We start from the raw sequence: 16,429 nt of genomic DNA, 5'->3' as shown, positions 1-16,429 counted from the left end.
CCGCGAGGGGCTATACACCGTCCATGCGCTCGCCCTCAAGTCCGCCGGACGCCCGCCTGGGGCGCCCGGCAGGCTCTCAGACGGTCAGCGGCTCCTCGACGCCGACCGCTCGGCCCGGCGACAGCTCCGGCATGTCCGCGCCCCACATCTTCTCCAGATTGTAGAACTCGCGAACCTCGGGCCTGAACAGGTGGACGATGACGTCGCCGGCGTCGATCAGGACCCAGTCGCCCTGCTCCTCCCCGTCGATCACGGGGGAGACGGACCCGGTCGCCTTGATTCGCTCCATCAAATGGTCGGCCATGGCGGAAACCTGTCGGCGCGACGTGCCGGAGGCGATGACCATGTGATCGGCGATGCTGGATTTACCGTCGAGATCGATGACCGTGACCGCTTGGGCTTTGTCGTCGTCGAGACTTTTCTCGACCAGGGCCTTAAGCGCCGCTGGGTCGATCCGATCATGAACCGGCTCTGCGGCGAGGCCCGCGCCCGCATCGGCGGCGGTCTCTAGGGGGGCGTCATACGCGGCGGACTTCTTTGGGGCAGGCTTGGTAGCTATGACCCGTGTCTCCTCAAGATCGTCCGACGACCTCCGCGAACGACGGCGGATCGGCGGACAGGGGTTCATGATGCGGGATCATCCCGGCGCGCCCTGATCGCCGTCGCCGAGGCCGGGTGTCGGCGGATCGCCAAGAACACCCAGGCCGGCGGCACACGGTTCGCCAGCGACGACGCCTTGCGCTCCGGCAGACGCGCCGCCTGGAACCGCGTGGCCGCCAACCCGGCCAACGCCCTCGAATCATAGGACGGACGCGCGAAAACGGCAATGGGGACGCGCATGAAGATTTGGCGCCAGTTCCGCCAGCGGTGGATGGTCGCCAGATTGTCAGCGCCCATCAACCAGACGAAACGGCAGCGCGGATGGCGCTGTTGCAGGCGCGCCAGCACCTCGGCCGTGTGCGCGACCCCCAGCCGGCTTTCGATGTCGCTCACCCGGATGCGCGGATGGCGCGCGACCGCGCGGGCGGAGGCCATGCGCTCCGCATGGCTCGCCATGCCCTCGCGCGCCTTCAAGGGATTCTGCGGCGAGACCAGCCACCAGACCTGATCGAGCCGCAGGCGCTTCAGCGCCTGTTCGGAGATGTAGCGATGGCCGTCATGGGCCGGATTGAACGACCCGCCCAACAGGCCGATCTTCAAGCGCCCGCCCGTGGGGCCGGCGGTTGCCCGGAACCAATCGTCGGAGGGGTCGAACAAGGCGGAATCGGCCCTCAGGGTCGCGTCTGACCGGCGCCGCGGACGCGGTATTTGAAGCTGCAGAGCTGCTCCGCCCCCACCGGTCCGCGGGCGTGCATCCGGCCCGTGGAGATGCCGATCTCCGCGCCCATGCCGAACTCGCCGCCGTCGGCGAACTGGGTGGAGGCGTTGTGGATCACGATCGCGCTGTCGACCTGCTTCAGGAAGGCCTCCGCCGCGGTCGCGTCCTCCGTCACGATGGAATCGGTGTGGTGGGATCCGTAGTGATTGACGTGCTCGATCGCCTGGCTCAGCCCGTCGACGACGCGCACCGACAGGATGGGCGCCAGATATTCGGTGAACCAATCCTGCTCGCTCGCCGCCTGCATGTCGGGAACGAGCGCGCGGGCGGCCGCATCGCCGCGCAATTCGCAGCCCGCCGCGATCAAGTCGGCGGCGACCGCGGGCAGCAGATCGCCGGCGATCGCGCGGTCGACCAGCAGCGTCTCGGCCGCGCCGCACACGCCGGTGCGCCGCATCTTGGCGTTGAGCGCGATCTCCCGCGCCTTCCTCGGATCGGCGCCCTCATGCAGATAGACGTGGCACAGCCCCTCCAGATGCGCGAAGACGGGCATGCGCGCCTCCCGCTGCACCCGTTCGATCAGCGACTTGCCGCCGCGGGGCACGATGACGTCGACCCAATCGCTCATCCTGAGAAGGGCGCCGACCGCAGCCCGGTCGCGGGTGGGGATCATCTGCACGGCGTCGGCCGGCAGGCCCGCCTCCTGCAGCGCGTCGGACAAACAGGCGACCAGCGCGGCCGAGCTGTTGAGGCTCTCCGAACCGCCGCGCAGGATCGCCGCGTTGCCGGCCTTGAGGCACAGCGCGCCTGCGTCCGCGGTCACGTTCGGCCGGCTCTCATAGATCACGCCGACGACGCCGAGCGGCGTGCGCACGCGCTCGATCTTCAACCCGTTGGGGCGGTCCCAGGCGTCGGTCACGACGCCGACCGGGTCGGGCAGATCGGCCGTCGCCTCCACCGCGGCGGCGACGCTTTCGATTCGCTCCGCCGTCAGCAGCAGGCGATCCAGCATCGCCTCGCTCAAGCCCTTGGCCCGGGCGAACTCCATATCCCTCTCGTTCGCGGCGCGAATGTCGGCCGACCGCTCGCGCACCAAGGCGGCGGCGCGGTGCAGCGCCTGCGTCTTCGCAGCCGGATCGGCGAGGCTTAAGGCGTGCGCCGCCGCCTTCGCGCGGCGGCCGATGGCGCGCACCTCCGTCTCGATCGCCGCGGCGGCGGCGTCGGGCGTCGCATCCTCCATCGGGGCCAGGGCGGCGTCGCTCATCGCTCTTTCTCCTTCCAACCGGCGGTCACTCTAGGCTCTCGGCGCCGTCGGGGGCAACGGCGGCGCGTCCTGCACGCGCGCCGCGCCCGGGGGCGCCGTCGAGCACCAGATCGTCGGCGTGCACCAGCTCCGCCCGCCCGACATAGCCGAGGATCTCGCCGATCTCCGTCGTCTTCCGGCCGAGGATGCGCGCCGCGTCCTCGGCCGAATAGGCGGCGAGGCCCTTGGCCAGCGGCGCGCCGTCCGGGCCTAGAATGCGGACGGGATCGCCGCGCTCGAAGGCGCCCTCGAGGCCGAGCGCGCCGGCGGGCAGCAGGCTCTTGCCCCGCGCGAGCGCCGCAGCCGCGCCGGCGTCGACGGTAATCGCGCCGATCGGCTTCAGCGCGCCGGCGATCCAGCGCTTGCGCGCCGTCAGCGGCTCAGTCTGGGGGCGGAACCAGGTCGCGCGCGCCCCGCCGGCGGCGAAGGCGCTCAGCGCATGCGCGTCCCAGCCCTTGGCGATCGCCATGGCGCAGCCGCCGGCGACGGCGATGCGCGCGGCGTCCAGCTTCGTCTTCATGCCGCCGGTGGACAGCCCGCCCTGTTCGCTGGACAGCGCGACGTCGCCCGCCATCGCGAGAATCTCAGGCGTGATCGCCGGCACCTCCGGAATATGGCGGGCGGTCGGATCCCGGCGGGGATCGGCGCTGTAAAGCCCGTCTATGTCGGAAAGCAGCACCAGCAGATCGGCGCTCACCATCGTCGCGACCCGCGCGGCCAACCGGTCGTTGTCGCCGTAGCGGATTTCGGCGGTCGCGACCGTGTCGTTCTCGTTGATGACCGGGACGGCGCCCAACCGGCAGAGCTGCAAAATCGTGTTGCGGGCGTTCAGATGACGCCGACGCTCTTCCGTATCCGCCGGGCTCACCAGGATTTGCGCCACCGTGACCCCGCGCCGGGCGAGCGCCGTCTGATAGGCGTGGGCGAGGCGGATCTGGCCGGTGGCGGCGGCCGCCTGTTTCTCCTCCAGCTTCAAGGCGCCGCGCGACAGGCCCAAAAGCCGCCGTCCCGCGGCGATCGAGCCGGAGGAGACGATCAGCACCTCCCGGTCTTGCGCCTTCAGCGCGGCCACGTCGTCGGCCAACGCATCCAGCCAATCCTGGCGAATCGCGCCGGTCGCATCGTCGACAAGCAAGGCGGAGCCGATCTTGACGACGATCCGTTTCGCCGCGCCCGCCCCGGTTTCAACTGCGCCCATCACGGATCCTTCCGCCGGTCAGTCGAGAGGCGTCCAGGCGGGCGCCCCGCCCTCCGCGCGCGCGGCCTCGGCTTCCGCCTCGATCTCGTCCTCGGTCGCGAGCGTCGCCTCGCTTTCGTCGGCCGGGTCGGCCGCCTTGGCCGCGCGGACCGCGTCGGCAAGCGCGTGCAGCACCGGCTTCACGCCCTGGCCGGTCGCGCCGGACAGGGCGAAAATCGGCGCGTCGGTCACGGCGCGGAGTTCGGCGATCTGCTCGTCGACCAGTTCGGGAATCGAGGCGTCGGTCTTGTTGAGGCCAACTATTTCCGGCTTCTCGGCCAAGCCGCAGCCGTAGGCCTCGAGTTCGCGCCGAATGGTGCGGTACGACTCCGCCACCTTCTCGTCGGTCCCGTCGATCAGATGCAGCAGCACGCGACAGCGCTCGACATGGCCGAGGAACCGGTCGCCCAGCCCGTGGCCTTCATGCGCGCCTTCGATCAGGCCGGGAATGTCGGCCAGCACGAACTCCCGCCCGTCGACGCCGACGACGCCCAACTGGGGATGCAGCGTCGTAAAGGGATAATCCGCGATCTTCGGCTTGGCCCGGCTGGCGGCGGCGAGGAAGGTCGACTTGCCCGCATTGGGAAGCCCGACCAGGCCCGCGTCGGCGATCAGTTTCAGGCGCAGCCAGATCCACATCTCCTCGCCCGGCCAACCGGGGTCCGATCGGCGCGGCGCCTGGTTGGTGGAGGTCTTGAAGGCCGAATTGCCGCGGCCGCCGTCGCCGCCGCGCGCCAGCACGACGCGTTGGCCGAGCTCGGTCAAATCGACCAGCACGGTCTCCTTGTCCTCGTCGAGGATCTGCGTGCCGACCGGCAGCTTCAGGACGACGGGATCGGACGAGGCGCCGGTGCGGTTGCCGCCCATGCCGTGCTGGCCGCGCTTAGCCTTGAAATGCTGTTGATAGCGGTAGTCGATGAGCGTGTTCAGACCGCCGACGGCCTCGACGACCACGTCGCCGCCGCGCCCGCCGTCGCCCCCGTCGGGGCCGCCGAATTCGACGTATTTCTCCCGTCTGAAGGAGACGCAGCCCGCGCCGCCGTCGCCGCTTTTTACGAACACCTTGGCTTCGTCGAGAAACTTCATGGGAGTTGCGCCTTCACTGCTCGTCCCGGCGCCGGGCGCCTCGGGGGCGTCGGGGCCTCAAACGGAAAAAGGGGAACGGCCGGACCGCTCCCCTCTCCCCATAACTTGGTCGTCTCGGGGCCGGCCTTACTCCGCGGCGGCGGCCTCGAGCGGCGCGACCGAGACAAAGGTCCGCTCGCGCGTCTTCTTGAAGGTCACGCGGCCTTCGACCAGCGCGAAGAGGGTGTGGTCCTTGCCGATGCCGACATTCTCACCGCGGTGGAACTTGGTGCCGCGCTGACGAACCAGGATGTTGCCGGCCAGCACATGCTCGCCGCCAAACTTCTTCACGCCGAGACGCCGACCCTCTGAGTCGCGCCCGTTGCGGGAGCTGCCGCCTGCTTTTTTATGCGCCATGACCTTGTCTCCTTACTCGTCGCCGGCTTTTTTCGCCGCCGCTTTCTTGGCCGCCGCCTTCTTCGGCGCGGCCTTCTTCGACGTCTTCTTGGCCTCGGCCTTCTTGGCCTCCGCCTTCTTGGTCTCCGCCTTCTTCGCTTCGGCCTTCTTGGCTTCGGCCTTCTTCGGGGCCTCGACCTTGGCGTCAGCCTTCTTGGCCGTCTTGCCCGACTGCTTCGGGCCGTCCAGCGAGATCTCGACGATCTTCAGCACCGTCTGATGCTGGCGGTGACCCTTCTTGCGACGGTAGTTCTGACGGCGCTTCTTCTTGAAGACGATGATCTTCCGAGTGCGCTCCGCGCGCACGACCTCCGCTTCGACCACCGCGCCGGCGATGGTGGGCGAGCCGACCTTGGGCTCCCCCTCGCCGCCGACCATCAGAACCTCGTCGAGGGCCACGATCTCGCCTTCGTCGGCGTCGAGCTTCTCGACCTTGATCACATCATCCTTGGCGACGCGGTACTGCTTGCCGCCAGTCTTCACTACAGCGAACATGGGCTGCCTTCCCATCATTCTCCACGCGCCCTGCGGCGCCGCTTTGCAAGGCCCCCGGCGGTTTTCCGGGGGAAGCGGACTTTCCCGGCGATCGCCGCATCCTTCAGGATCGCGGATCGCATCGGTACTCAGGCCTCGGACTGCGCACCAGTCACAGATCGCGCCCAAGTCTCCCCGGCGCGAACCGGCGGCACTATAGGGATCGGCGCCCCCAAGTCAACGCCCGATCCGCGCTCGCCGCGCCGGCCGCGCGAGCGGTTTTTTAGGGGCTTGCCACGCGCCCGCCCCATGATTAGGTTCCGCGCCGATCCGGCGGGCCTACCCGCCGGCCGTTCGACGAGGGTGAAACCCCCTCCTCCAAGATGTCGGACTTCTGCGGAGAGGTGCCGGAGCGGTCGAACGGGGCGGTCTCGAAAACCGTTGTGCGCGCAAGCGTACCGTGGGTTCGAATCCCACCCTCTCCGCCATACATCCTTCAAGCTATTGAAACCAAAAAAGTGTTGATAGTCAGCCACCTACCGGAATTGCTGTTGGTGCAAAGAGGTGGTACGAAGTCGCTCAAATTGAGCTGCCCCCTTCTGAGTGGTTCATGGATTATGATAATTCGGACCATGCAGGAGGATTGGAATGGCGCGGGGTCACAAGCCTGAAGAGATCATTGGGAAGCTGCGCGAGGCGGAGATCGTCCTGGCGCAGGGCGGGGCGGTCGCCGACGCCTGTCGGCGGATCGGCGTCACGCAGCAAACTTATTATCGGTGGCGCAAAGAGTATGGCGGCCTGAAGATGGACCAGGCGCGCCGGATGAAGGATCTGGAGAAGGAGAACGCCCGGCTACGGCGAGCGGTCTCGGATCTGACGCTCGACAAGCTGATCCTTCAGGAGGCCGCCCGGGGAAACTTCTGAGCCCCGCCCAAGCGCAGGCGCTGCATCGAGCATATCAAAGCGGTGATAACTGTCTCCGAGCGGCGGGTCTGCCGTGTGCTCGGACAGCATCGCTCGACGCAGCGCAAGACGCCGTGCGGGGCCGGCGACGAGGCCGCGCTCACGGAAGACGTCATCGCTCTGGCGCGACGGTACGGTCGCTAAGGCTATCGCCGCGTGACGGCGTTGCTGCGGGAGGCTGGATGGCGTGTGAACCGGAAGCGGGTCGAGCGGATCTGGCGTCGCGAGGGATTGAAGGTTCCGCAGAAGCAGCCGAAGCGCTCCAGGCTCTGGCTGAATGACGGCTCCTGCATCCGGCTTCGTCCCGAGTATCCAGGGCACGTCTGGTCCTACGACTTCGTCGAAGGGAGAACGCATGACGGGCGGAAGTTCCGGATCCTGTCGATCCTGGACGAGGCGAGCCGGGAGTGCCTGGCCTTGCCGACGGCGAGGCGGTTGAAGAGCGAGGATGTGCTGACCGCGCTCGCCGGCCTGTTCATCACTTGAGGACCGCCCGCGCATATCCGATCAGACAACGGCCCTGAGTTCATCGCGAAGGCTGTGCAGAGCTGGCTGGCGTCGGTCGGCGGCCGGACGCTCTACATCACGCCGGGATCACCCTGGGAGAACGGCTACTGCGAGTCCTTCAACGGATCGCTGCGCGACGAGTTGCTGAACGGGGAGATATTCTACAGTCTCAAGGAAGCGAGGATCCTGATTGAAGCCTGGCGACGGCACTACAACACGACCAGGCGGCACAGCGCTCTTGGCTATCGCCCTCCGGCGCCGGAGGCCGCGCCCGCGCCATGGCCGCCCTCCGGCTCCGCTTCGCTCCACCTCCGGACGGCCGTGGCGCAGGAGGCGACAATGCACTAACAATCAAAGCGGACCACTCAGTGGGGCCGGTCAGGCGCGCGCCTAGGGCGTCGGGAACATATGCAAGGTGTGTCAGTGCGCCGGTGCAGCGGCGCCGGGCGAAGAGGACGGAGTCTGCTCGGCGCGAGGGGTTCGGGAAGTCTTCCGCATGTCGGTCCGGACATACTTCGTGCTGTAGCCGTTGAAGATGTGCCCCAGCAGCCCGCGATCGAGATCTGACGTCCCAAACAACCAATCGGCGATCGGAAAGGTCAGGTTCATGTTGCGCTCCATCATGATCGACTGATCGTGATGGGCCGTGTGATGGCGCCGGATGGTGTTCACAAAGGGCGTATTGCGCACGAACCAGTTCTCCTCCACATGACAGCAGAAGTGCATGAACTCGTAGATCAGGTACATGCCCGTCGTCGTGCACATCAGCAGCCAGCCGACGTTCGGCGAGATCAGCCATCCGACGACGACTGCGCCCGGAATGGACATCAGGATGAAGACGACCAGCGCGTAGGGCGGGAAGAAGGTGACGCGCCAATCCTTCTCGCCGGCGAAGCGCATCTCGGAGTCCGTAAAGAACTGGTGATGCGTCAGCGTGTGCCGGCTATAGATCGCGCGCATGCCCGGGAACTTCAGCGGGCGGTGCATGACGTGGCGGTGCAGAAACCACTCGAAGATGTTGCAGATCAGGAAGACGACCGGGATAGTGATCCACTCCCACCACATCACGTTCGAGATGTTCGCCACATAGATATAAAAGGCGGCGGCGCCGATCGTGTAGATCACGGCGACGTGCAGCCACCCATTGTACCAGCCCGCGATGCGGCGGCGGTATTCCTCCCGGAAGCCGCGCTGGCGGTCGGTCATCGGGCTCGTCTGAAGCTCCATCGAAACGCTCCTTCCAACAGATGGCGGCCCTGAATTCGGCCGCCCCATCTGATATATTACAGATAGATCAAGCGTGATGCAAGCCGACCACTGCCGTTCACCCTACTCGGCTGCGGGTTTATCGCTCTGCTGCGTGGCGAAGATCGAAGTGTAGCCGCCGCTCCAATCCGGCGGCAGCTCGCGTCGACCGCCCAGCAGATGGGCCTCTCTGGCCGGTCGACCGCGGATAATCTGCTGGGCGTATTGCGAGCGCAGCGGATTGAAGGTGAAGGGCATGGCGTCCGCCGCCGAGACCACATTGAGCAGCAGCGGCCGACCGCGCGGCGAGTTGTTCGGCTTCGAGCCGTGAACCGCGCGATAATTGTGCAGCGTGATCGACCCGGCGGGCCCGTGCAGATACTCGGCCGCCCCGGCGTGGACCTGCGGTAGATCGGTTGGCTGGATGTCGCCGCTCCAGCTTCCGTCCTCGCGGTAATGGCTGAAGACGGGCCCCTTGTGACTGCCGGGAATCACGGCGAGCGGCCCCTGATCCAGATCGCAGTCGTGCAGATAGAGCCCGCAGGTGAGCACCGCATCATTGGTGTGAGGGAAGAAGGGCGCGTCCTGATGCCACTTAACCTCCGCCCCGCCATGCGCCCATTTGAAGTTGAGCTTCGACTGGTAGAACTTGACGTCGGGTCCCAGCACGTCCTGCAGGATCTCGCCGACGCGCGAGCGGATGAGGAATTGCCAGAAGGCCGGATCTTCGTCGCACGGGCTCGAGACGCGGCGCAGCCGCGGCGTATCGGCGCTGTGGTCAGCCTCGAGATCAAACACCGAGTCCGAGCGCGTCACCGAACGGCTGCGCTCCACCAGGGCGTCCACCGAGCGGCGCAAGGCCTCCAGCCATTCCTGTTCGACCGCGCGCTCGACCAGCAGATAGCCTTTGTCGAAATAGGCCTCGCGCTCGGCCTGGGACAGAATCCTCGCGGGTGTGGACAGGATCTCTTCCGGCGTCATGGCCAACTCTCCTTTCGATGCCCCGTCAGTTGAACCCAAGCAGTTGGTCGGGCAGCCACAGCGCCGTTTCCGGGAACGCCATGACGACGCCCAAAGCGATCACCTGAATGACCAGGAACGGCACGACGCCGCGGTACATGTGCTTCAGCGTGATCTCCTTCGGCGCGATGCCGCGCAGATAGAAGATCGCCGGCGCCATCGGCGGCGTGAGATAGCTGGATTGGATCATGATCAGCAGCAGCATGCAGAACCAGACCGGATCGAAATAGGCGCCGTAGCCCGTCGCCGCCCAGGCGTCGTTGATGAAGGGCATGAAGAGCGGCACGAAGATCAGCAGGATCGAGATCCACTCCAGGAAGAAGCCCGCGATGAAAACCAGGGCGAGGAACAGGAAGAGGAGCGCCCATGGCCCGAGATCGACCGCGCCGATGAGGTCCCGCATCACGCCCATGCCGCCTGCGCCTGCGAAGACGCCGGTGAAGAGATTGCCGCCGAGCAGGATCATCATGATCATCGAGGTGATCAGCAGCGTCTTGACGATCGCCTCCCAGAAGGTTTTCAGCGAGAAACGACCATAGGCGACCGTCAGGATGAAAGCGCCGAGCGCGCCGAGCGCCGCGGCCTCCGTCGGGGCGGCCCAGCCCATCATGATCGAGCCGAGCACGGCGAAGATCATCAACAGCGGCGGGACCAACGCCTTAACGGTGATCGCGATCTTGGCCGCGAAGGGCGGGTCGTCCGCATCGTCCGTGATCCGCGGCGCGCTCTCGGGACGGATGATGCACAGGCCGAGAATGTAGGCGATGTAGAGGGCCGACAGGATCAGGCCAGGGAAGATCATGCCGACCATCAGGTCGCCGATCGACACGTCGGCGACGGGCCCCAAAATGACCACGACGACGGAGGGCGGAATGATCGTGCCGAGCGACCCGCCGGCGCAAATCGTCCCCGAGATGAGCGACTTCGAATAGTTGTACCGCATCATCGAGGGGATCGCGAGGAGGCCGACCACCGTTTCCGTCGCACCGATCACGCCGGTCGACGCCGCGAAGATGATGCACATGATGACGGTGCCGATCGCCAGACCGCCGGGAAGGCGCTTGGTCCACAGGTGCACCGCCTCAAACAACCGCTCGGCGATGCCGGAGCGCTCGAGCATCGAGCCCATGAAGACGAAGAGCGGCACGGCCGCCAGCACGAAGTTGCTCGCCAGATCCTCGATCTTCTGGGTGAACTGGAAGAAGGCGGCGTCGCCGAACGTCAGCAGGCCGAAGACAAAGGCGACCCCCATCAACGAAAAGGCGACCGGGTAGCCGAGGAAGATCAGCGCGAACAGCGCCGGGAACATCAACAACGCTTCCACGGCTTCAGCCCTCCGCCCGGTCGGTGGTGATCGGCCGCCCCCGAAGGATTGCGGCGCATTTCAGGATTTCGGCCGTGACCTGCAGGGCCAACATCGCGAACCCGAAGGTTATGACGGCGCGAAACGGCCAGATCGGCGGGTTCCAGGACGACTGCCCGGTTCGCTCGCCCGTCTCGAAGGAGCGCAGGGCGTAATCGCCCAGGGAGTCGCACAGCATCACGAGGAACGGCAGCAGCAGGAAGAGGTACAGCGTCATGTCGACGGCCGCCTTCGTCCGCGGGCTGAAATTGGCGTAGAGCAGGTCGATCCGGATGTGGGAGCCGCGCAGCAGCGTGATGGCGCCGCCCAGCAGGAAATGCGTCCCAGTCAGAATGTAGCCGAGCTCGAACGCCCAAGTCGTCGGCGCGTTGAAGAGATAGCGTGAGAAGACTTCATAGCAGGTCGCAAGGACCAGCGGGATGATGACGAGCGCCGTCAGGAAGCCGACGCTCTCGGTAATCCGCTCAATGGTCGTGACGATCGCCTTCATGGTCCGGCGCCTCGGCTGCTGAGATGGCGGGGGAAGAGGACGGCGAGGCGATACGCAACCGGCGGCCGCAGGCCGCCCCAATCCGTCGCATGCAGAAAATCCGGGCGGCGGAGCTCGGAGCCCCCGCCGCCCGGATCGAAGACCTTACTCCCGACCGCGCACCTTCACATTGCGGTAGCGGCCGGCGTCCGCCCAGAGATTGTCGAACTCCTGCTGGCTGACGAGCACCTTCGAGAACCACTCGTTGGCGGCCGCCTGCTCTTCGGCCCAGGCCATGCCGGCTTCACGCGCGGCGTACTGGACCTCGGGATCGAGCTCGATGATCTCGTTGCCCTGGGCGCGGAAGAATTCGAGCGCCTTGGCGTCCTCCTGCCCGATCGTCAGCCAGGAATTCATCGTCGTCAGGAAGGCCGCATCGCGGATCAGCTTCTGATCAGCCTCGGAGAGTTCGCCCCAGGCGTCCTTGTTGATCACCAATTCGAAAGGGGCCGTCGGCTGGTGAACGCCCGGGATGATCACGTACTTGGTGACCCGATGGAAGCCGGGGGACACGTTCTCCCAAAGCGTGCCCCACTCCGTCGCATCGATCGTGCCGCGTTCGAGGGCGGGATAGACGTCGCCGCCGGGCATCGTAACCGGCGCGGCCCCCATGCCTTCGGAGATCTGCAGCCAGGCGCCCGCCGTGCGCAGCTTCAGCCCCTGCAGATCCTCAAGCGACTTCACCGGCTTGCGCGAATGCAGGAAGACCTCGGAAGTGCGGATAAACAGCGGCATGGAGACCAGGTTGAACGTCTCGTCCCGCCATTCGGCCTGCATCTCGGCGCCGCCGGCGCGGTAGAGCCAGTGCAGCATGCGTTCGCTGTCGAAGCTGCCCGCAAAGCCGCCGAACAGAACCGCCGTCGTATCGACGCCCCAGTCATAGCCGATCCAGGTGTGCCCCATGTCAGCGACGCCCTGCTGGACGGTCTCGGAGACCTTCAGCGCCGGGCCCAGCGTGCCGCCGGGGAAGACTTCGATCTCGATGCGGCCGTCAGACATCTCCGCGACCTTGTCGGCGAAGGCCTGGGCGCCGATCTCCATCAGCGGACCGCCGCCCCAGCCTGTCGCCATCTTGAAGGAATGCTCCTGCGCGGCCGCCGAGCCGGCGCCCAGCGATAGAGCGAGCGCCAGCGCGCCGCCGACACCTGTCAACTTCTTCACCATGTTCATCGCGTTTCTCCCTATTCTTTTGATCGTTCGGCGGGGCGTCCGACGCGAGTCCGCGTCATAGACGCGCAATGTTGGCGAGGGCGACATCGACGTCCTCGCTGGTCATTTCCCACTCGTTATTGAAGTTGGCGACGACGTGGCGCATGAACGCATCGGTCTGCGCCAAGGCCGCCTGATCGTCGCCGAGATGGTCCGCGAGCAGGGCGAGCGCCAACTGCGCCGGCGCGTCGCCTTCATAGCTCCACTCGAAGCCCATGTCGGACAGGGTTTTCAGATCGAAGCGCGGGTCCAACTCGACGCCGTCAACGGTGACCTGGACGCCGTCCAGCGTGCGATCGCCACGATAGGTCTTCATCGGACCGTCACTCCCCCCTGTTCGAGACAGCGCCTCTTGCGGACGCGTGCCTGTCAGCCATGCGGCCGATGCGTCATGCGGGCCGCGTCATACTTTTTTTATGTATGACTGATATATTTACTGTATGCGGAACAGATTCCATGCGCAAGCGCGATCGAAGACCGGACGCGGCATAGGAGTTTTGCTGGAAAGAGGAAGACGCGCGATTGACCGGCGGCGCGGGCGACGGCGCCGGCGGCTCAGCCGAGCGTGTCGAGGGTCTTGCGGGTGAAGCTCTCGACGTAGTCGAGGAGCCGGTCGCTGGCGTCGGCGGCCTTCGCCTCGACGCCCCGGCCGACCGCCTCCGCGAGACCGGCGTGCAGGGTCGCGCACAGCGGCAGGTCGCCGACTTCTTTGTGGTGCTGGAACCAGAAGCGGCGCGACAGGCCGTGGGTCAGCGCCATCGCGTTCTCTAGAAACTCGTTCCGCGCGGCCCTACAGAGCAGCAGATTGAGATGGCGGTCATAGCGCATGAAGGCCAGCTCGTCGGCGCTCTTGGCCGCGGCGCGCATGCCCTCCGCGATCTCGATGAAGGCCGATTTCTCGTCGGGGCGGGCGCGCCGCGCGGCCTTGCGCGCCATCAAACGCTCCAACTCGCGGCGAACCTCCAGCAGCTTCAACTGCCGCTGGACGTCCAGCTCGCTCACCAGAATGCCGCGGCGTGGCAGGATCACCACGAGCCCTTCGCGCCCCAGCGCCTGAAGCGCTTCGCGGATAGGCGTTCGGCCGATCCCCAGCTGTTCGGCCAACGCGGCTTCTGAGAGCACCTCACCCGGCTTCAGCTGAAGGGTGACGATCATTTCCTCGATGCGCCGATACGCCTTCTGCGTCAGACTGGTCTTCGCATCCTGGGCGGGTTCAAGTTCGTCGAGGATGCTCGCGGTCGTCATGGGCGCTCTTCCGGTCGCAGATCTGCGTGCAGGTAGTGTACTCTTACCTACAACTGCTTGCGCCGCTCGACCAGCCCCTGAAACTTTTCCAGCTCCGCCTCATTGACCGCATAGCTGTGGTCCTCGTCGGGGAACTGGCCTTCCTTCACTTCGCGCACATATTCGGACAGTCCCTTGACCGCGACCTCGGTCAGGTTGGCGTATCGCTTGGTGAATTTCGGTTTGAAGTCGGTGAAGACGCCCAGCAGGTCGTAGGAGAGCAGAATCTGCCCGTCCGTGCCGGCCCCGGCGCCGATCCCGATGGTCGGGATCTCAAGCTGCTTGGAGATCACCTCGGCGATGGCCGCAGGAACCGCTTCGAACTCCAGCATGAAACAACCCGCATCCTCGATCGCCAACGCGTCCTCCAAGATCTTCATAGCCGCCTCTGCGGTGCGTCCCTGAATCTTGAAGCCGCCAAACATGGCGATGGTGTGCGGCGTCAAGCCGATGTGCGAGGCGGTGGGAATGCCGGCGTCGACCAGGGCCCGGAGAATGTGGGCCTGGCTCTTGCCGCCCTGCGGTTTGACGGCGTCGCAGCCGGCCTCCTGCATGAAGCGCGTGGCGTTGACGAGCGCGCGATCGACCGAGTTGTAGCTTTGATAGGGCATGCAGCCGAGGGTGAAGGTGTTCGGCGCGCCGCGCCGCACGGCCAGCGCGTGCATCACCATCATCTCCATGGTCGCCGGGATGGTGCTGGGATGGCCGTGCGCGACCATGGCGAGCGAATCGCCGACGACGCAGACGTCGACGCCGGCCATCTCGGCCCAACGCGCCGAGGTGTAATCGGGGACCGACGTATAGACCATTTTCTCGCCCGAGGTCTTCGAGTCCCGGATTTCCGTGATGGTTCGCTTCTTCCGCTCGCCGATTTCAGCCATGCGTCTGTCCTTCCCCCGTTGATGGCGGCCGCGCCGACGGTTGCGCCGGCTCGCTTCCAGTGTAATATATCATTGGAATGTTTATCGTCGGTCACAGCGCTGTCAAGCGAGAGGACGATCGCTGCGGTTATGGAAGACATCGCCATTCTCGGCGCCGCGTCGCCGTTCGATCTGATCGCGGCCGCCATCGGCGGGTTCAGCGCGTCGTTTGGGGGCGTCGCATTCGGCGCCACCCGGGCCGGGGGCCTTTGGGGCGCGCTCGTCCATGGGGCGGCGGCGACGGCTCTGCTGGTCGCCTTGGCGGTCCTGATCGCACAAGGGCCCTGGGCGCCCTTGCTGATCGCGGCGGGCCTTGGACTTCTAATCGCCCCGCCGATCCATGACCGGGTGATGGCGGCGCTGTCGACGGGGGCCGGCCGCCGCGCTGCGGCCATCACGCTGTCCTGCGCAGCCTGCGTTCTGGTGGTCGGCGGTTTGGTGTAAATGACGTACAGGAGAACAAAGCCATGCCTACGAAATACAAGCTCATCCTCTCCGTCATCGTGCTTGCGGTGGCCGCAGGCGCATTCCGTCTCCAGCAATCGGCCGGTTTCACCGATACGCCCTGGGTTATCGCCGGCCTCGGCGTCTTCATGGTCTTCGCGATCTGGCTCTTCCCAGAGACCCGCAAGCAGAAATGAGGCGGCTCGTCCGCTTCGGGTCAGCATGCGAAGTAGGCGCGTGGACCATTCATCGACCGCTACTCGTCGAGATTCGGACGTGTGAAGCCAAAGCCACCGAAGCGAAACCCGATGACGTTGGAGCGCCCGAACAAAGCGGCGCCTAAAACCTTGCGCGAAACGTTAAGGATCGGTATAAAATCTATCTAAATCAGTTGGTTGGAGCGCGGGGCATCCCACCCTCTCCGCCATTTGCCGGTTGTTGTTTCCCGAGGATTTGCGCTGATTAGACGCCGTCCGGCCTATGCCGGCTGCGCGCGTCGATGGTTTCGCGCACGGCCGGCCTCGACGTCCCCCGCGCCTAGGCCTCGAGTCCGGATCGCGCCGCAGGCGCCGGGCGGGGCGTCGGGATCAGCCGGCGCGCGATCGGTTTCCGCCGTCGGCCTTCGCCTGATAGAGCGCCGCGTCGGCGCGGCGCAGCATGTCCGAGAGCGTCTCCTCGCGGCCGATCCGCACGCTCGCGCCGACGCTGACGGTCACCGGGATCTGCGCGCCGTCCGGGCCGGCGACGGCGCTCGCCTCGATCTTGCGCCGGATGCGCTCGGCGCCGGCGAGCGCGCCGGACCCGTCGGTCTGCGGCAGCAGCGCGACGAACGCCTCTCCGCCCCAACGGGCGAAGAGGTCGTGCGCGCGCAGCACCGAGAGAACGACGCGATCACCCGCGGCCTCCAATCCATCCGGCCGCCGTCCGCGCGCAGCCTCTGCGCGCGGACGACCCGCCTCACCCCGCCTTCAGGAAGTCGTCGATCTCGCCGCGCAGCTGCTCTGCGCGCGGGGTGAGGGCGCCGACGCGCTGGGTGATGCGGTCGCCGACGAGGCCGGCCTCTTCCGCCGCCTCGAGGACCTTGGTCATGGA

General features: G+C 66.4%; 19 protein-coding genes, 1 tRNA gene and 1 pseudogene. 5 read left to right on the top strand and 16 right to left on the bottom strand.

The features are described from left to right. Window positions 1–76 precede the first annotated feature (76 nt). A complete protein-coding gene (rsfS, locus tag RIB45_RS10115; RefSeq protein ID WP_350050398.1) occupies window positions 77–382 on the bottom strand; it encodes a ribosome silencing factor in 306 nt (101 codons plus the stop codon). Between rsfS and RIB45_RS10110 the strand changes: the two genes are divergently transcribed. Then, window positions 347–511, top strand: coding sequence for a hypothetical protein (locus RIB45_RS10110; protein WP_350050403.1), 165 nt, complete (start codon window positions 347–349; stop codon window positions 509–511). The genes rsfS and RIB45_RS10110 overlap by 36 nt on opposite strands. A gap of 113 nt (window positions 512–624) precedes the next feature. On the opposite strand, the gene RIB45_RS10105 is transcribed toward RIB45_RS10110, so the two are convergent. The 6 genes from RIB45_RS10105 to rplU form a co-directional block, all read right to left on the bottom strand. Next, window positions 625–1,257, bottom strand: a complete 633-nt coding sequence (locus tag RIB45_RS10105; RefSeq protein ID WP_350050142.1) for a nicotinate-nucleotide adenylyltransferase — start codon at window positions 1,255–1,257, stop codon at window positions 625–627. Between the two features lie 14 nt (window positions 1,258–1,271). Further along, window positions 1,272–2,558, bottom strand: a complete 1,287-nt coding sequence (locus RIB45_RS10100) for a glutamate-5-semialdehyde dehydrogenase (protein WP_350050397.1) — start codon at window positions 2,556–2,558, stop codon at window positions 1,272–1,274. A 49-nt stretch (window positions 2,559–2,607) separates the two neighbouring features. Beyond that, a complete protein-coding gene (gene proB / locus RIB45_RS10095; RefSeq protein WP_350050141.1) occupies window positions 2,608–3,819 on the bottom strand; it encodes a glutamate 5-kinase in 1,212 nt (403 codons plus the stop codon). A gap of 18 nt (window positions 3,820–3,837) precedes the next feature. Continuing rightward, on the bottom strand, window positions 3,838–4,944 hold the full coding sequence (gene obgE, locus RIB45_RS10090) for a GTPase ObgE (RefSeq protein ID WP_350050140.1): 1,107 nt from the start codon (window positions 4,942–4,944) through the stop codon (window positions 3,838–3,840). A 126-nt stretch (window positions 4,945–5,070) separates the two neighbouring features. Then, complete coding sequence (gene rpmA / locus RIB45_RS10085) at window positions 5,071–5,340, bottom strand: 50S ribosomal protein L27 (protein WP_350050139.1); 270 nt, start codon at window positions 5,338–5,340, stop codon at window positions 5,071–5,073. 12 nt (window positions 5,341–5,352) lie between these two features. Continuing rightward, entirely contained in the window at window positions 5,353–5,874 is a 522-nt protein-coding gene (rplU, locus tag RIB45_RS18120; protein WP_502882568.1) for a 50S ribosomal protein L21, read from the bottom strand. Window positions 5,875–6,251: 377 nt separating this feature from the next. Between rplU and RIB45_RS10075 the strand changes: the two genes are divergently transcribed. Next, window positions 6,252–6,341, top strand: a tRNA-Ser gene (locus RIB45_RS10075). Window positions 6,342–6,501: 160 nt separating this feature from the next. Beyond that, a pseudogene (locus RIB45_RS10070) lies at window positions 6,502–7,671 on the top strand (IS3 family transposase). A 72-nt stretch (window positions 7,672–7,743) separates the two neighbouring features. Here the strand turns inward: RIB45_RS10070 and RIB45_RS10065 are convergent. The 8 genes from RIB45_RS10065 to panB form a co-directional block, all read right to left on the bottom strand. Continuing rightward, window positions 7,744–8,550 carry a sterol desaturase family protein gene (locus tag RIB45_RS10065; RefSeq protein WP_350050138.1) on the bottom strand — a complete coding sequence of 269 codons (807 nt, stop codon included), beginning with the start codon at window positions 8,548–8,550 and terminating at the stop codon, window positions 7,744–7,746. A 102-nt stretch (window positions 8,551–8,652) separates the two neighbouring features. Then, the gene (locus tag RIB45_RS10060; RefSeq protein WP_350050137.1) at window positions 8,653–9,549 is read right to left on the bottom strand and encodes a phytanoyl-CoA dioxygenase family protein; all 897 of its coding nucleotides are present in this window, start codon (window positions 9,547–9,549) and stop codon (window positions 8,653–8,655) included. A gap of 25 nt (window positions 9,550–9,574) precedes the next feature. Next, window positions 9,575–10,912: a TRAP transporter large permease gene (locus RIB45_RS10055; protein ID WP_350050136.1), complete on the bottom strand. Its 1,338-nt coding sequence runs from the start codon at window positions 10,910–10,912 to the stop codon at window positions 9,575–9,577. A gap of 4 nt (window positions 10,913–10,916) precedes the next feature. Then, entirely contained in the window at window positions 10,917–11,441 is a 525-nt protein-coding gene (locus RIB45_RS10050) for a TRAP transporter small permease subunit (RefSeq protein ID WP_350050135.1), read from the bottom strand. A gap of 144 nt (window positions 11,442–11,585) precedes the next feature. Beyond that, window positions 11,586–12,650: a TRAP transporter substrate-binding protein DctP gene (dctP, locus tag RIB45_RS10045; protein WP_350050134.1), complete on the bottom strand. Its 1,065-nt coding sequence runs from the start codon at window positions 12,648–12,650 to the stop codon at window positions 11,586–11,588. Window positions 12,651–12,705: 55 nt separating this feature from the next. Continuing rightward, window positions 12,706–13,005 carry a DUF6166 domain-containing protein gene (locus tag RIB45_RS10040; protein WP_350050133.1) on the bottom strand — a complete coding sequence of 100 codons (300 nt, stop codon included), beginning with the start codon at window positions 13,003–13,005 and terminating at the stop codon, window positions 12,706–12,708. A gap of 239 nt (window positions 13,006–13,244) precedes the next feature. Next, a complete protein-coding gene (locus tag RIB45_RS10035; RefSeq protein ID WP_350050132.1) occupies window positions 13,245–13,934 on the bottom strand; it encodes a GntR family transcriptional regulator in 690 nt (229 codons plus the stop codon). Between the two features lie 47 nt (window positions 13,935–13,981). Further along, the gene (gene panB / locus RIB45_RS10030) at window positions 13,982–14,854 is read right to left on the bottom strand and encodes a 3-methyl-2-oxobutanoate hydroxymethyltransferase (RefSeq protein ID WP_350050131.1); all 873 of its coding nucleotides are present in this window, start codon (window positions 14,852–14,854) and stop codon (window positions 13,982–13,984) included. 129 nt (window positions 14,855–14,983) lie between these two features. Between panB and RIB45_RS10025 the strand changes: the two genes are divergently transcribed. Both RIB45_RS10025 and RIB45_RS10020 read left to right on the top strand, forming a co-directional pair. After that, window positions 14,984–15,337: a hypothetical protein gene (locus tag RIB45_RS10025; RefSeq protein WP_350050130.1), complete on the top strand. Its 354-nt coding sequence runs from the start codon at window positions 14,984–14,986 to the stop codon at window positions 15,335–15,337. Between the two features lie 23 nt (window positions 15,338–15,360). Then, window positions 15,361–15,534 carry a hypothetical protein gene (locus tag RIB45_RS10020; protein ID WP_350050129.1) on the top strand — a complete coding sequence of 58 codons (174 nt, stop codon included), beginning with the start codon at window positions 15,361–15,363 and terminating at the stop codon, window positions 15,532–15,534. Window positions 15,535–15,924: 390 nt separating this feature from the next. On the opposite strand, the gene RIB45_RS10015 is transcribed toward RIB45_RS10020, so the two are convergent. Further along, on the bottom strand, window positions 15,925–16,245 hold the full coding sequence (locus tag RIB45_RS10015; protein WP_350050128.1) for a GGDEF domain-containing protein: 321 nt from the start codon (window positions 16,243–16,245) through the stop codon (window positions 15,925–15,927). Between the last annotated feature and the right edge of the window lie 184 nt (window positions 16,246–16,429).

This window comes from Marivibrio sp. (assembly GCF_040218065.1).
Taxonomy (GTDB): Bacteria; Pseudomonadota; Alphaproteobacteria; order UBA8366; family Aestuariispiraceae; genus Marivibrio.
This window is presented reverse-complemented; position numbering and strand designations above follow the sequence as displayed.

Bases quoted from the DNA above. Each gene is read 5' to 3' on its own strand.
- proB (WP_350050141.1), bottom strand. From the start codon at position 3,819: ATGGGCGCAGTTGAAACCGGGGCGGGCGCGGCGAAACGGATCGTCGTC.
- rplU (WP_502882568.1), bottom strand. From the start codon at position 5,874: ATGTTCGCTGTAGTGAAGACTGGCGGCAAGCAGTACCGCGTCGCCAAG.
- RIB45_RS10025 (WP_350050130.1), top strand. From the start codon at position 14,984: ATGGAAGACATCGCCATTCTCGGCGCCGCGTCGCCGTTCGATCTGATC.
- RIB45_RS10100 (WP_350050397.1), bottom strand. From the start codon at position 2,558: ATGGAGGATGCGACGCCCGACGCCGCCGCCGCGGCGATCGAGACGGAG.
- RIB45_RS10065 (WP_350050138.1), bottom strand. From the start codon at position 8,550: ATGGAGCTTCAGACGAGCCCGATGACCGACCGCCAGCGCGGCTTCCGG.
- RIB45_RS10020 (WP_350050129.1), top strand. From the start codon at position 15,361: ATGCCTACGAAATACAAGCTCATCCTCTCCGTCATCGTGCTTGCGGTG.
- RIB45_RS10060 (WP_350050137.1), bottom strand. From the start codon at position 9,549: ATGACGCCGGAAGAGATCCTGTCCACACCCGCGAGGATTCTGTCCCAG.
- dctP (WP_350050134.1), bottom strand. From the start codon at position 12,650: ATGAACATGGTGAAGAAGTTGACAGGTGTCGGCGGCGCGCTGGCGCTC.
- RIB45_RS10040 (WP_350050133.1), bottom strand. From the start codon at position 13,005: ATGAAGACCTATCGTGGCGATCGCACGCTGGACGGCGTCCAGGTCACC.
- rpmA (WP_350050139.1), bottom strand. From the start codon at position 5,340: ATGGCGCATAAAAAAGCAGGCGGCAGCTCCCGCAACGGGCGCGACTCA.
- RIB45_RS10050 (WP_350050135.1), bottom strand. From the start codon at position 11,441: ATGAAGGCGATCGTCACGACCATTGAGCGGATTACCGAGAGCGTCGGC.
- panB (WP_350050131.1), bottom strand. From the start codon at position 14,854: ATGGCTGAAATCGGCGAGCGGAAGAAGCGAACCATCACGGAAATCCGG.
- obgE (WP_350050140.1), bottom strand. From the start codon at position 4,944: ATGAAGTTTCTCGACGAAGCCAAGGTGTTCGTAAAAAGCGGCGACGGC.
- RIB45_RS10035 (WP_350050132.1), bottom strand. From the start codon at position 13,934: ATGACGACCGCGAGCATCCTCGACGAACTTGAACCCGCCCAGGATGCG.